Raw genomic sequence first — 14,529 nt, 5'->3', positions numbered from 1 at the left:
TCCTAAGACAATATAGATGGCTTCTTTCTCGACCGTACCTCGACGCACACTGAAATAAAGCCCATCTAAATAGAGAGCTAAATAGTCACTTTCTAAAGGGCGGTTTTGCCATTCATCAATGTCTTCGCGAATCTTTTCTGTGATATTTGAAACAGTAGCTGCGGAGTAGCCGTTTCCATCTAACATTCGTTGAACAAATTTACCGATTTGACGCGTACTTACTCCGTTTTGATACAGGTTAAGTATAGCTTCTTCCAGCCAACCATCTCTGCGTTGATAAGGGGCAAAAAGGGCTGTATGAAAGTCACCATTCCGGTCTCTTGGTACAGTAAGGTCATCGATCCTTCCGTACTTCGTATCCAGGATACGCTGGTAGTAACCATTACGAGAATTTTGACCCTCTTCTTGTTCATTATGAAGAAAGTTTTGGATCTCTTCTCTCATAATCATCTCAAGCTTTTCCTGAACAAAGTTTTTTACCATTTCTTCAATTTGCGTTCCAAGATCTTGTTGGTTTATAGTAGAATTATTCAAAAGACAAAGTCTCCTCTCAAAGGTTCTGGACAAACCGAGAGTACTTTGTCTTTTTCTTTTTGTCTACTGCAAAGGCTTACACATACTTTTATACATCATCTTGAATCTCACGAAAATATTAATATACTCGCGGGTCGACGCCGTTCGACACGCCCGATCATTCCACCCACCTAAAAAACATAATAAAAATGAACTGGCTCTGATCCACTTCATTATCCGGTGTTCTATGTAGTTATGAAGGCTTATGTACACTATTTCACAATCCAGGATAAAAAGAAACGCGAGGGTAAAACTCGTAATCTATCTATGTGGTTATTCGAGGGTATTCATCTGATCTTCGCGTGCTTTCTGGCTCAGCTCGTTTGAAAAATTAATGGCATCGTGTATGGATGCAAAGTGCTTTGATGTGTAGTACGGCGACTTGTAACAATTGACTTTAGTTGTTTCAGAAGGATAGACAAGAACCTTCCAATGATAAATATCGGGCTGCTTTTGGCTGCCTTCCATCGCGATGAGCCAGTGTGTGGACCCTTCGAGCGAAGTGTTTTCTCCAGATTTCTGTAAAAGAGCCGCTCGATCATTCTCTCCGATAAGAATGAGCCCCTTCTGGTAAAACTCCCTCATGTTCGGATATTCGCTCATACGATCTCTCCCTTCAAAACATGATTTGTCCATTTCTTTCGGTAATGGCTTAACCATATTTCATGTATTAACTCATTATATGAAGGGAGAGGGGAAAAGATGATAGTCCGATCGTGGATGTAAGTCCATTTTTTATAAAAAATAAATGCATAAACCGAGCACCGGCTGCAACCATAAAGCTGAGGTGTTTTTTTAAATACGTAAAGGGTCTATGAACCAAAGTCAACGGCCTATGAATCAATCTTATAGGTCTATGAACCAAAGTGACTGTCCTATGAACCAAAAGAGTCATCCTATGAACCTTAATAGTCCTGCGGGGAATCGTTACGGTAATTTAAGAAAAGCCAGACACTGAATTCTTCAGCATCTGGCATGGCTAATTACATTCTAACTTAAGCATCTTTCTTCATCATTTCCTCATTACTCTCCGCCTCAAGTTCATCAAACACGCCAAATTCTTCTTCGATCGGAAGGAGTTTATGCTTCCCGACTGCAAAGTAATAGACAGTCGCCGCTCCATAAATAAACAGAAGCACTCCTAGAAGCGGAACATTTACCCCGAACAACGGCAGTGATTGATTGAACACGCTGTAATAGATTACACAAAATAGCGAGATGACACCGAGTACGATCGCCACTCCTGGAACGAGCGGGTATGAGACTTTAAACGGCCGATGCAGGTTCGGTTCCTTTTTTCTTAAAATAAACAGGGAAACCAAGCTTAAGCAATACATCATCGCAGCACCAAATACCGCTAGGATAATGAGCTGGTTGGCAAATGTGGCGTTTGCTGCTGCAATAACACCGATTCCGCCGGGGAGGAGAAGTCCCCATGTTGGAATTTGACGCTTGGATAACCGTGATAAAAATTTCGGCAGGTATCCGGCGCGTGAAAGGGCGAATGTCTGACGCGAGTAGCCGATGATGATTCCATGCAAGCTCGCGATTAGTCCCGCGAGTCCAATGACAGCAACTAATTTAGGGAGGAAATGTGATTCTCCGTAAACAGAAGCGAGTGCCTGTGGAAGCGGGTTATCTGCAGGCTGGCCAACACCGCCGCCAAGTCCAGCTGTTATCAAGAGCGTTCCCATTGTACAAATGGCAAGTGTTAAGATGCCGGCGATGAAGCCTTTTGGAATGTCTTTTTTGGGATTTTGTACTTCCTCAGCTGCCATCGCACCGCCTTCAACCGCGAGATAGAACCAGATGGCAAACGGAATCGCCATCCACATGCCTGTCCATCCATTTGGAAGGGCATTTTCGTTAAAAATGTAGTCGAGTTGGACGTGTGCGGAGCCAGCTGCAAAATAAATCGCGAGTCCGATGAGTGCGATGATTGTTGCGACGAGCTCGATAAGTGCAGCTCCTTTTACTCCGATCATGTTGATCAATATGAAAAAGACGAACACGGCAACTGTCGCATAAACCGGGTTGATCGCCGGGATAAGAAAGTTGATGTACGCCCCGGTCGCAACGGCAATGGCGGGTGGTGCGAACACGAACTCGATCAGTACCGAGATTCCTGTCATAAAACCGGCATAAGGTCCCATCGCACGCCTGGCGTAAGCCGATGGACCACCGGCGTGCGGGATGGAGGTCGAGAGCTCGGAATAGCTGAATATAAAAGCCGTATAGAAAATCGTGATGAAGAGGGCGGCACCCATCAAGCCGAGTGTACCGCCTTGTTCGAATCCATAGTTCCAGCCGAAATACTGACCAGAGATAACCATCCCGACTGCAATCGCCCACAAGTGAATGGGCTTTAGCGCTTTTTGAAGCCTTTGCTTATCCTGATTCATTTCCCCCAATGTAAACACTCCTTTCGAATTTAAGTTCATAGTTGAAACTCGTGGATATAAGGTGAAATTTCGTGGATTGAAGCACAAAATTTGTGGATTCAGCCCCAAAATTTCTGGATTCACCGCTCAAACTTTCGGATTAAGCGGTGAATCTTGTGGATTGGTTCACCCGAGCCCTGTCTTCGGGCACTAAATCAGAGTAAAACCATCAAAAATAGTTCGATGTAATCCCGCCATCGATGTTTAATAGTGCTCCGTTTGTCCAATCTGACTCGTCTGATGCCAAATAGATCGCTGCGTACACGATATCTTCTGGTTTTCCGAATCGCCCGGCAGGTTGGCGCGATAACCGTACTTTTTTTGCTTCTTCATCTTTAACTAACCATTCCATTAATAGCGGAGTTTCGATCGGTCCAGGGCAGATGGAGTTGGTTCGGATTCCTTCCGGGCGGAACTGGATCGCAAGTGATTTTGTCAAAGCGTTGACCGCGCCTTTTGAAGCGGTATACGCATCCTGTGGAACACTGCATCCGAGGAACGCTACGAAACTCGCAATGTTGATGATTGAACCTGATTGATTCTTCTGCATTTCTGGAATGACATACTTGCACATAAAATAGATTCCTTTAACGTTCACGTTCATGACTAAGTCCCACGCATCTTCAGGTGTATCGATAACAGAATGGTCTTCCGCGATCATGACGCCAGCATTGTTATAGAGCACGTCGATTTTTCCGTATTTTTCAATGGTATCCCCAACCGCTTTTTTGACACTTTGCTCATCAGTTACGTTGCAATAAAAGTAGGTTGCGTCACCGCCAGCTTGGCGGATCGCTTCAGCAGCCTCCGAACCGCTTTTTTCGTTCATCTCAAAAACTGCAATTTTTGCGCCTTCTTTTGCGAACATATCAGCTGCGGTTTTTCCCATCCCGCCGCCTGCCCCTGTTATGATGCATACTTTGTCTTGTAGTCTCATTTGATGTTCCTCCTCTTGGTCAGATAATCTGCTAGCATTGCTCAAAATATCGCTGGCGTTCCCATTTGGTTACGATGCGATCAAATTGTTTTTGCTCGAGTTTTGCGGTAAAAAGGTAGTGGGAGGCTGCTTTTTCACCTAACACTTTTTTGACGACTTCGCTATCTTCCCAGCATTGGATGGCTTCATAAAGCGAGCCGGGAATACGCGGGATGTTTTTATCTTTATAAGCGTTGCCTTTGAATTCAGGTTCAAGCTCTAAGCGCTCCTCAATGCCTTGAAGTCCAGCACCAATCAGGGCTGTGTAAGCTAAATAGGGATTCATATCCGCTCCAGGAATACGCGTTTCCATTCGCAGACTTTTTCCGTCACCGACAATTCGGTAGCCGGATGAACGGTTGTCATGACTCCAGATGATGTTTACCGGAGCCCAGCTTTCCTGAGCGTATCTTTTATACGAGTTCACGTATGGTGCGAAAAATAGGGCAAAGTCACGTGAGTATTTTAAGACACCGGCTAAAAAATGCTGCATTGTTTCAGACATGTTGTAGGTGCCGCCGTCTGGATCATAAAAAACATTCTCTCCGGCACGTTTATCCCAAAGGCTGAGGTGGATGTGGCCGCTCGAGCCTGTCCACTGATGGTTCGGCTTCGCCATGAATGTAACGGATAAATTGTCTTGCATGCACATTTCTTTCATGCCGTGTTTGAACATGATGTGGTTGTCGGCAGCGTTTAGAGCGTCCGAGTAGCGCATGTTGATCTCGTGCTGTCCTTTAAACGCTTCACCTTTGGAAGATTCAATCGGAATATTCGCCTTTGCCATGTTTCGGCGGATCTTTTGATAAAAGGGTTCATTTCGCGTTCCTTGAAGAAGATTGTAGTCTTCGTTAATGTGGCCTGCCGTCTCTACATCTTCATATCCTTTTTGATGAAGATCCTCAAACGACTCTTTGAACAGGTAGAATTCAAGTTCACTTGCCATGTTGAGTTCGAATCCTTTTGCGGCGGCTTTTTCGATTTGGTTTTTCAAAAGGGTACGTGGTGCAATCGGGATGGGTTCACCGGTCTTTTCGTCGTACACGTCACAAAAAACGATGGCGGTACGGTCTGCCCAAGGCACGATACGGAGCGTTGACCAGTCGGGGAGGGCGAGCCAGTCACCGTAGCCGTTCTCCCAGTTCATCATTTCATAGCCATCAGGCGTGTTCATCTCAAAGTCCGTACCGAGCAGATAGTTGCAAAAATGCGTTCCTTTATCGAGGTTGTTCTCCAAACAATAGGCAGCTGTCAGACGTTTTCCCATCAGCCTTCCTTGCATATCGCAGATTGCTAGATTCACCGTGTCGATTGAGCCGTTTTCGAGCAATGATAGTAAGGTTTCTTTAGAGATTAATCCTGTTTTCTTGGACTCTTCCTTTTTAGATAGGTTTAAGATTGTTTCTTGACTCATTTTAATAACCTCCTGACGTATTTTCGAGCGTGAGTGAGATGTATTTCAGTTCAAGAAACTCTTCTAATCCGTAAAATCCGCCTTCGCGGCCGATGCCACTTTCTTTAATGCCGCCAAACGGAGCTTGAGGGACACTAAGCGATGTCCCGTTTACACCAATCATGCCGGAGTCGAGCTCTTCCGCCATACGGTAGACGCGGTTTACATCACGAGTGAAAAAATAAGCGGCTAATCCGTACGGGCTGTTTTCTGTAAATTCCACGACTTCCTTTTCATCGCGGAAAGAGAGGATAGGTGCGATCGGACCGAAAATTTCATCTTGTGTCAGTTTCATATCGAGTGTGACATCGCTGAGTACTGTTGGCTTAAAGAAGTAGCCTTTGGAGTCTCCGGTTCGTTCACCGCCAGTTAACACGGTTGCACCTTTGGCTTTAGCGTCTTGAAGCAGTTCTTCAACGTTTTTGAGTGCTGCTTCGTTCACTAAAGGGCCGATTTGTACGGGGTCTGACCCCGGGACAGACCCCGAGCCCACTTTTAGCTCTTTTACTAGATTTACGATCTTTTCGGTGAGCTTTTCCTTGATTTCTTCATGGGCATAAATGATGTTTATGCCGTTGCACATCTGTCCGCAGTTTTCGAACTTGTTGTCGACGATTCTCTCAGCGGCGAGGTCTAGGTTCGCGTCAGGGAAGACGATCGCTGGTGCATTTCCGCCCAGTTCTAACGAGATCCGCTTCACTTGATCGGCTGCTCGCTTCATGAGCTGTTTCCCGATTTCGGTTGAACCGGTAAACGAGATTTTTTTCACGCGTCTGTCTTCAAATAGGGTCTCACCGATAACAGACGCTTTCCCGGTTACAAGATTCGCGACCCCCGCTGGAATGCCAGTCTTCATGAGCTGTTCAAAGATCGCGATGGCAATTCTCGGCGTTTCACTCGCAGGTTTCACAACGACCGTACAGCCAGCTGCAAGAGCAGGAGCGGTTTTCCGTGCTACCATCGCGCCAGGGAAGTTCCATGGTGTGATCAAACCGCATACTCCAACCGGTTGTTTGATCACGGAGATCCGCTGGTTTTCGTTGGAGCCTGTGATCACTTCGCCGTAAACACGTTTTCCTTCCTCGGCGTACCATCTGATGAACGTTGCACATCCTTCAATTTCACCTCGCGATTCGCTTAATGGTTTTCCTTGTTCTTCGGTTAATATAGCAGCCAGTTCGTCACGGTTCTCTAGCAAGTTATCAGCCCACTTTACTAAGTACGACTCTCGTTTTTTGGGTGTGAACTTCTTCCACGGTTTAAAAGCTTCATAGGCGGCGTTGATCGCAAGCTTTGTTTCTTTTTCACCTCCGTTAGGCACTTGGTCGATGACTTCGCCAGTCGCCGGATTAATAACATCGAGCGTCTCAGATGTGCTGACTTTCTCACCATTGATCCATAGGTAATTAAGTGTCGTTTTTTCCATGTTTCTTACCTCCTGTAAGGATAGTTTTGGAGAATAGTAGAGTAGAAGAAGACAAAAGACGCCTAAGGACATACATGGTGGATGTATTTCTCAGGCGTCTTTGCCGGGATTCTATTTACATGTCTTGGTCATATATCATTCGCGTACTTTTTCAAAATGGCATTTGCTGTGCGTTCCAGCGAGACTTGCTGCTTCATGCTGAAGTTCCGCATCTTTTCATAGGCGGCTTTTTCGTTCAGTTTCTTTACTTTCATGAGAACGCCCTTTGCCCGTTCGATCTGCTTTCGGGCATTCATTTTTTTATCTTTTTGTAAAAGTTCATCTTCATATTGCACACGCTGCTGAGCTTGAGAGAGTGCGATTTCCACGGCTGGAATCAAGTTAGCCTCAGAGATGGGTTTTACAAGATACCCGAGCACATTCGCTTTTTTGGCATCTTCCACAAACTCTTTCTGACTGAAAGCCGTCAGCATCAAGATAGGTGTCTTGTTTTGTTTGGCGATGATCCTACTTGCTTTTAATCCGTCCATCTTTGGCATTTTAATGTCCATGATCATTAAATCAGGCTGCAGCCGATAAGCAAGCTCGATCGCTTTTTCTCCGTTATCACCTTCCGCGATCACGTCATAGCCAGCGTCTGTTAGCATTTCTTTTAAGTCCATTCGTAAGATCGCTTCGTCTTCGATCACAATGATTTTAGGTTTCAAACTGCTTCCACCTCTTTTAATGGAAAGGTTATGACCGCTTTTGTACCGTTTTTTGTTTTTTCGATGGTGAACGTTCCTGCTAAGTCGTGACATACGATCGTGTTCACAATATCGAGTCCTAGCGATGATTGGGTAGAGGAAGTATAGCCGACACCATCGTCCTCAACCGTGACCTCGAAATGATCGTGAACATCTGAAAAATAAATGGTGATGTTTCCTTGATTCTGGTGTGTAAACGCATGCTTCAAACAGTTTTGGATGAGTTCGTTGATGGTGAGAGCAAGGGAAACGGCAACATCAGATTTCAAGTACATCTCTTCGCCATGAAACGCGATGTTCACTTCAGCGTCTGCACACATCTGGCTTTGGATGGACATCTGGCCGATTCGTTCAATGAGCTGCTTGATCTCGACTTCATCAATTTTGGAGCTTTCGAGAAGTTCTTCATGAACGGCCGCGATGCTGGAGATCCGGTTTAAGCTTTGCTGTATGCCTTCTGGACCGCTGCCGCGTTTCATCTGCAGTCGCAGAAGACTCGATACCGTTTGCAGGTTGTTTTTTACACGATGATGAATTTCCTGAATGACGGCTGACTTGACCATGAGCTGTCGTTCTTTTTCCCGAAGTTCCGTAAGATCGCGGATCACGACGAGAACTCCCGTGATTTGGCGCTGATTCACCAGGATGATCTGTTTCACTTCAAGCACTTTATTTCCGACGTTCACTTCCTGCTGCAGAATGCCTTCGCTATTATCATAGATTCCCGTGATAAAAGGGAGCCTGTCATGGATGTATGTATCAAGGATCTCCGCTTTTCCATCCAGTTCTTTAATCAGACACCCTGCACATGAGTTGTAATACAGAATTCTGCCTTTAGGGTGAAGGAGCAGAAGGGATTCCTGAATCATGTTGGAGATGATCGAATCTTGCTCGGTCAGTCCGATCAAGGTTTGACTTAGCTGTTCGTTCGTTTCAGATAGAGCTTTTACTTTATTCTCATGATCTACTTGTTCGCTCACGTCTTCTTCCATGATGAGTGAACCGATCGTTTCCCCGTTTTCATTTTTGATAGGTACGACACTTTGTTTGACGTATTTCGCTTCTTGGGTGATGGCGCGCATTCGTTTCATCGGCTTGCCTGTTTTATGGGTAAAAGCTACGGCAGGCTCGAAGGACGCATATGCATATTTTCCTACAACAGGTTTTGAGTAAAGAGAAGGAGCATGGGCAGGCTTTGCTTCAGCTACGACGATGGCGTGTTTGCCGTCTTTTGCTGGACAATCGATAAAAAGGTTTGCTTGGGTTAGATCGGCAGTGAGTTGAAGGGACTTTGATTTTTCGATAATGATATCAATGTCTGAACGAGCTAAGGTGGTGTATTCGATGCAAAGTTCTTGAATGGTACGGTGCATGGTTTGTCTCCTTTCTCACTACTTTAAGAAGGCTGACTCATTAAACACAAAAAGGGGCGGCACAAATACCCCCGCTAAATCCGCAGGAATTTCCATACATAGCCCCTTTGCTTACGTACTTTTCACTTATAGATTGATTCTAAAATAATGTTAATATTCTGTCAATAATCAAACTTTTCCAGTAGCAGCTTGTTTGGATGCGGGTTGACTGCTTAAAAAACGAACGGCAGCTTCACACATGACCGAAACCCCTGTTGTTAGTGCGTTCTCGTCAAAAATAACACCAGCGTTATGGAGTGAGAGTTTTGATTCTGGTTTTTCGTTGTGTGTGCCTAATCGGAAAAGAACGCCAGGCACTTGTTCTGCGTAAAACGAAAAATCTTCAGATCCTAGAGATGGATTTTCGAGATAGACTAAGTGGTCATGTCCGAGCGTTTCGGAAACGACATGATCGATGAGTGCGACCATTGATTCGTCGCTGATCAGCGGAGGAGTGGCCATTGTGTATGTTACCTCAGCTTCTCCGTTCATACTCTCTGCAGTTTTCGTCACAACGCGATTAATGATCTCAGGCATTCTTTTTTGCAGGTCAGGGTTCACGGTTCGGATCATGCCAGACAGATGAACCGTTGACGGAATGACGTTTGGTGCTGTCCCGCCGCTGATTTTTCCGATGGTGAGGACGGCTGGTTCAGTCGGAGCGACCTCACGTGAAATGATGGTTTGGAGTGTTGAAACGACTTGGCCTGCGATAACGATCGGGTCCACGCACTTATGAGGATGTGCGGCGTGACCAGCTTTACCGTGGATCGTGATGTCGAGAAAATCAGCCGCTGCCGTAATCGGCCCTTTTCGAATTCCGATGGTTCCAGCAGGCAGGTCAGGCCAGCAATGCAGCGCAACGATCGCATCCACATCAGGATTTCGCATCACACCTTTTTCAATCATTTTTTTAGCACCGGTCAATTTTTCCTCACCGGGCTGGAAGATGAGCTTGATGTTTCCGTTGATCAGGTGACGGTTTTGATTGAGAAGAATTGCGGCTCCAAGCAAAATAGACGTGTGAAAATCATGTCCGCAGGCATGCATGACACCTGGGTTATTTGAGCTGAAGCGTAGGTCAGTATGTTCTTGGATCGGAAGGGCATCCATATCCGCTCGTAAGGCAATGGTTCTACCAGGTGAATCTCCTTTAATGAGTCCCACCACACCGGTTTCTGCAACGTTTCTTAACACCTCGATATTGTTTTCTTCTAAGATGTTTGCAACAAATTCAGCGGTTTTGTATTCGGAAAAACTCAGCTCTGGATATTGGTGCAGGTGACGACGATATTCCACGATTCGGTGCTTGATGGATTCTGCTAATTGTAAAAAAGACACGTTTTATCCCTCCTGAACAAAAAAGGAGCCCCAGTCCTATACCCGAAATATAGTGATGGAAAGCTCCTTTGCTGATGGTATTTACTTTTTCATAAATGTATAGGATGATTGGAAATTCGTCAATTTGTTAGAAGCGTCTTCTCTTGTTACGAGGTTTCCGTTTTCTTCTTATGATTTTGATCTCTTTTACTTTAATAAACCTCATGCCAATGAATAAGAAATAGGTGATTAAAGCGACATAAAAGAAGATTGGAACGCTTTCGAATTGGTTCTTGGCAACTAAATAAAACATATAGAATAAAAACAGTGTGATGATGGTGCCGTATCTTGGCAGCGGTATGTCTTTTAAACTTGGAATTTTTATCGTACTGACCATCATGAGCGCCACTCCGTAAAAGATCAGAACGAATACCCATAACGGAATCATTTTTACAAAAAAGACTAAAAAGACGATGATTCCACCAGCCGGCGGGATCGGAATGCCTTTGAAGTATTTCATGGATTCTTCCGAGTCGGTGATATTAAAGCGCGCAAGTCGGTAGGCACCGAATAATGGAAACAAACCGGCAAGAACGTAACCCCACATACCTAAACCTGCAAAATAGGAGTTTGCTGCTATAAATGCAGGAGCTACACCAAATGAAACGACGTCTGCCAGGGAATCCAATTCCTTGCCAAGAGTGCCTGAAACGCCTAATATTCTTGCTGCTCTTCCATCGACAGCATCCAGCATCATCGCGATAAATATAAGTATTGCTGCATTTCGGAAATCGCCATGGGTAGCATAACCGATGGAAAGAAAACCACAGAATAAGTTTCCTAGAGTTAATAAATTCGGAATATGTTTTTTCATTGTACACGTCCTTAAAAAGTACTCTATATCTATGATAGACCATTTACTGCCAAAACGTTAATCTTTTTTAGTTAAATGACAATCTTAACAGAGTTTTGGGGAAGAAAAAAGGGATATGGGTAGGTAGAATTATAGTTGTTGAGCGAAACTCGGCTGTTTGTGAGCGTAAGTATGGGTGGTTTGAGCGAAACGCGGGGTATTTTGAGCGAACGAAAGCTTAGTTTGAGCGAAACTCAGGTCACTTTGAGCGAACGTGTAACAGGTAAAAGAACACGTACCGTAAACACAAATAATGAAGGGACTCACTCAATGAGCAAGTCCCTATTTCACACTCTTCTTTAAATAACTCTCAAAAAGCAGATCAATCAGCAGCATCAACGTGGATCTCGCCGTGATGTCATATCCCGCAAACTTCACACGGTCAACAGTCATGCTTAAATTGGTTTTCACCATTTTACCGAGAGTCGAGTCCGATGCGTTCGTAATCGCAGCCGTATCAACAACTTTATACGACAATTTTTCCGCAGCCTGCACCAATGTTTTTGTCTCGCCGCTCGATGAGATGAAGAACACCAGATCATTTGGCTCAACCATATTTGGCAGCAGATCGATCATGTGTGACTCGTAAGTATAGTGAGTTTGCTTGTTCGTCTGCATCAAAAGTTTACTAAAATACTCAGCCATCATCTTGGACAAGCCGACTCCCACGACGATGACACGTTTTGCGTTCACCATCTTCTCGCTCAATTTTTCTAGTTCAGCCGTCTGGATCGTCTCAAATGCGGAAACGAACTCTTCTTTATATCGGTCGACCGGATGATCATCCAATAATGATTGCTGGTTTTCGATCGTCTTCAATATATACTTCAGCTCGGAAAAACCGTCTAATCCGAGTTTGTGTGACATCCGTACAATGGTTGTGGTGCTCACGTTATTTACCTTTGCGATCCCGGTTAATGAATGTTTTTTCGCTTCATCCAAATTCCCATCAATATAGTAAAGTACTTGTTTTTCGGTTGGTGTGAGATCGGCCAGGTGGCTTCCGAACTGATCTATGACTTTCCCCATGAGTGACTTCCTCTTTTCCGCACATTTCTTTCCCTTAGTATAGCCCATTTTTCATTCTGTACAAATATACAGAGTCTGTACAAAGACAACGCTTACTTTTGTGTTAAAACTTAGGTATAGACATTTGAAAGTGCTTTCATACTATAGAAAGATTGGAGTGAACGTCATGGAACTTAGAAACATGACCCATCCGAATTTAGTGATGTTCGATGTTGATGCTCAAAACAAAGAGCAAATCATTCGGCAGCTAATTTCTAACATTAAAAAGCAAGGTTATATAGAATCAGAAGACGCTTTTTTGGAAGCGGTTTTAAAACGTGAGGAGCAATCTCCTACAGGAATGGAAAAAGGTCTTGCGATTCCGCATGGTAAGTCTTCTACGGTAAAAAAAGCTGTTTTTGCGGTGGCGCGCCTCAAAACGCCACTCGCAGATTGGGAAAGCATCGACCCGAACAACAAAGTTCAGCTCGTGTTCCTGATCGCGATCCCGGAAAGTGAAGCAGGTACAACCCACTTAAAAGTATTGTCTACATTGAGCACAAACTTAATGCGAGACGGATACTTGGAGGGCTTGATGGCTGCAGAAACAACTGAGGATTTTTTAAACAGACTGGATGTCGAGGAAAAAACAGAATCACCAATTGAAAAAGAATTTACGAAGACACTTGTTGCGATTACAGCTTGTGCAACAGGTATCGCGCATACGTATATGTCGGCTGAAGCTTTAGAAAAAGCGGGCCGCGAACTTGGTGTTAAAGTACTTGTTGAGAAACAAGGGGCAAATGGTATTGAAGATGAACTAACAGCTGACGTGATCAAAAACGCAGATGCCGTTATTTTCGCAACAGATATCGCTCCGAAACGAAAAGAACGTTTTGCAGGGAAAGCATACGTGGCAACACGTGTTGCGGAACCACTAAGAAGAGGTAAAGAATTGATTCAAAAAGCGCTCGACAATCCAGATGGAGTGGTTGAACAAGGAGACGCAGAAGAGTCATCAACAACGTCATCAAATGGCGGCGGGTTCTTTAAGGACATGGTCCAAGCTGTAATGACAGGGATTTCATACATGATTCCGGTTATCGTAGCAGGCGGTCTCATGATGGGGATCGCGAAGCTTGGGGCAATGCCTTTTGGACTCGTAAACGAACTTGGTGATCCGAAATACGCAACTCATTCAAATGAACTATTCGTTATCTTGCATCACTTGGACAAGTTTGGCGGATTGATCTTTAAATTTATGTATCCGATATTCGCGGCGTTCGTTGCGTATTCACTGGCTGACCGTGTGGGTCTTGTAGCCGGATTTATCGGAGGAGCTTTTGCCGGCGGACTTCATTACACGTTCTGGAACAACCCGGAAGGTATTCCGTCTGGTTTCTTAGGTGCATTGATCCTTGGTTTGGCAGCAGGTTATATCGCTCGTTTCTTGAACCAAAAAATTCAGTTAAGTAGGAACTTGGCTGCGATGAAACCGATGTTTATCATCCCAGCAATCTCAGTTTTATCAATCTTCTTCTTAAACTTTTATATTGTTGACCCGGTGTTTGGCGGGCTCAATGTTGTACTTCGTAACTGGATCGAAGCAGCGCAAGGTACAGGAGATGTCGTGTTGGCATCGATCATCGCGTCTGCAACTGCTTTTGACTTAGGCGGACCGATCAACAAAGCGGCCGGTGCGATTGCGATTGGTCTTGCGGCTGACGAAGTGTATCCGTTAACAGCTCGTGTACTCGCGATTGTTATTCCGCCGATCGGACTTGGACTAGCTGTTATAATCGACAAATATGTAGTAGGCCGCCGTGTATTCCCGGCTGACCTTCGTATTGCGGGTAACACATCCTTATTGCTTGGATTCCTTGCAATCTCTGAGGGTGCGATTCCGTTCATGCTTCGCAACCCGTTGATCACGATTCCGATCAACATTATCGGTGCCATCCTTGGCGCAAGTACAGCGGTTCTTTTAGGTGCGGTTCAATGGCTGCCGCTTCCGGCAATCTGGGGCTGGCCGCTCGTTGAAAATCTATGGGCTTACCTTGTTGGACTAGTAGTAGGTGCAGGATTCATCGCATTCGCAAACATCTTCATCCGTTTTGCGATTTTAAAGAAAAAAGATAGACAAGCTTAAAAAATAGTGTTTTCTAAAGTTTTTGGTAGTTCATCATTGAATAGTTGATTGGAGTGCAAGGTGCGAGACTCCTGCGTCCCAGCGACTTTGAGAATACTTCTCGCAAGGCATG

General features: G+C 44.8%; 12 protein-coding genes. 1 reads left to right on the top strand and 11 read right to left on the bottom strand.

Annotation, left to right across the window (positions count from 1 at the left end):
* The 11 genes from M3196_RS18195 to M3196_RS18145 all read right to left on the bottom strand — a co-directional run.
* Positions 1 to 534, bottom strand: a 534-nt coding sequence (locus M3196_RS18195; RefSeq protein WP_276531433.1) for an IS256 family transposase, incomplete at its 3' end; no start/stop codon positions are given.
* A 312-nt stretch (positions 535 to 846) separates the two neighbouring features.
* Entirely contained in the window at positions 847 to 1,176 is a 330-nt protein-coding gene (locus M3196_RS18190) for a hypothetical protein (protein ID WP_251323762.1), read from the bottom strand.
* A 392-nt stretch (positions 1,177 to 1,568) separates the two neighbouring features.
* Entirely contained in the window at positions 1,569 to 2,975 is a 1,407-nt protein-coding gene (eat, locus tag M3196_RS18185) for an ethanolamine permease (RefSeq protein WP_251323766.1), read from the bottom strand.
* Positions 2,976 to 3,183: 208 nt separating this feature from the next.
* A complete protein-coding gene (locus M3196_RS18180; protein ID WP_251323761.1) occupies positions 3,184 to 3,951 on the bottom strand; it encodes an SDR family NAD(P)-dependent oxidoreductase in 768 nt (255 codons plus the stop codon).
* 31 nt (positions 3,952 to 3,982) lie between these two features.
* A complete protein-coding gene (locus tag M3196_RS18175; RefSeq protein ID WP_251323760.1) occupies positions 3,983 to 5,404 on the bottom strand; it encodes a glutamine synthetase family protein in 1,422 nt (473 codons plus the stop codon).
* A gap of 1 nt (position 5,405) precedes the next feature.
* Positions 5,406 to 6,869, bottom strand: a complete 1,464-nt coding sequence (locus M3196_RS18170; RefSeq protein ID WP_251323759.1) for an NAD-dependent succinate-semialdehyde dehydrogenase — start codon at positions 6,867 to 6,869, stop codon at positions 5,406 to 5,408.
* 128 nt (positions 6,870 to 6,997) lie between these two features.
* The gene (locus M3196_RS18165; protein ID WP_251323758.1) at positions 6,998 to 7,576 is read right to left on the bottom strand and encodes an ANTAR domain-containing response regulator; all 579 of its coding nucleotides are present in this window, start codon (positions 7,574 to 7,576) and stop codon (positions 6,998 to 7,000) included.
* Positions 7,573 to 8,988, bottom strand: coding sequence for a sensor histidine kinase (locus M3196_RS18160; protein ID WP_251323757.1), 1,416 nt, complete (start codon positions 8,986 to 8,988; stop codon positions 7,573 to 7,575). The genes M3196_RS18165 and M3196_RS18160 overlap by 4 nt, the downstream gene beginning before the upstream one ends.
* A gap of 168 nt (positions 8,989 to 9,156) precedes the next feature.
* Positions 9,157 to 10,368 carry a M20 metallopeptidase family protein gene (locus M3196_RS18155; RefSeq protein WP_251323756.1) on the bottom strand — a complete coding sequence of 404 codons (1,212 nt, stop codon included), beginning with the start codon at positions 10,366 to 10,368 and terminating at the stop codon, positions 9,157 to 9,159.
* A 127-nt stretch (positions 10,369 to 10,495) separates the two neighbouring features.
* Positions 10,496 to 11,221, bottom strand: coding sequence for a CDP-diacylglycerol--serine O-phosphatidyltransferase (pssA, locus tag M3196_RS18150; RefSeq protein WP_251323755.1), 726 nt, complete (start codon positions 11,219 to 11,221; stop codon positions 10,496 to 10,498).
* Positions 11,222 to 11,542: 321 nt separating this feature from the next.
* The gene (locus tag M3196_RS18145) at positions 11,543 to 12,289 is read right to left on the bottom strand and encodes a MurR/RpiR family transcriptional regulator (RefSeq protein ID WP_251323754.1); all 747 of its coding nucleotides are present in this window, start codon (positions 12,287 to 12,289) and stop codon (positions 11,543 to 11,545) included.
* A gap of 166 nt (positions 12,290 to 12,455) precedes the next feature.
* Between M3196_RS18145 and M3196_RS18140 the strand changes: the two genes are divergently transcribed.
* The gene (locus M3196_RS18140) at positions 12,456 to 14,417 is read left to right on the top strand and encodes a fructose-specific PTS transporter subunit EIIC (RefSeq protein WP_251323753.1); all 1,962 of its coding nucleotides are present in this window, start codon (positions 12,456 to 12,458) and stop codon (positions 14,415 to 14,417) included.
* Positions 14,418 to 14,529 lie beyond the last annotated feature (112 nt).

Source organism: Fictibacillus nanhaiensis, from assembly GCF_023715445.1.
In the GTDB taxonomy this organism is placed as follows: domain Bacteria; phylum Bacillota; class Bacilli; order Bacillales; family Fictibacillaceae; genus Fictibacillus; species Fictibacillus nanhaiensis_D.
Note: the sequence above shows the minus strand (reverse complement) of the source record. Positions and strands in the feature narration are given on the sequence as shown.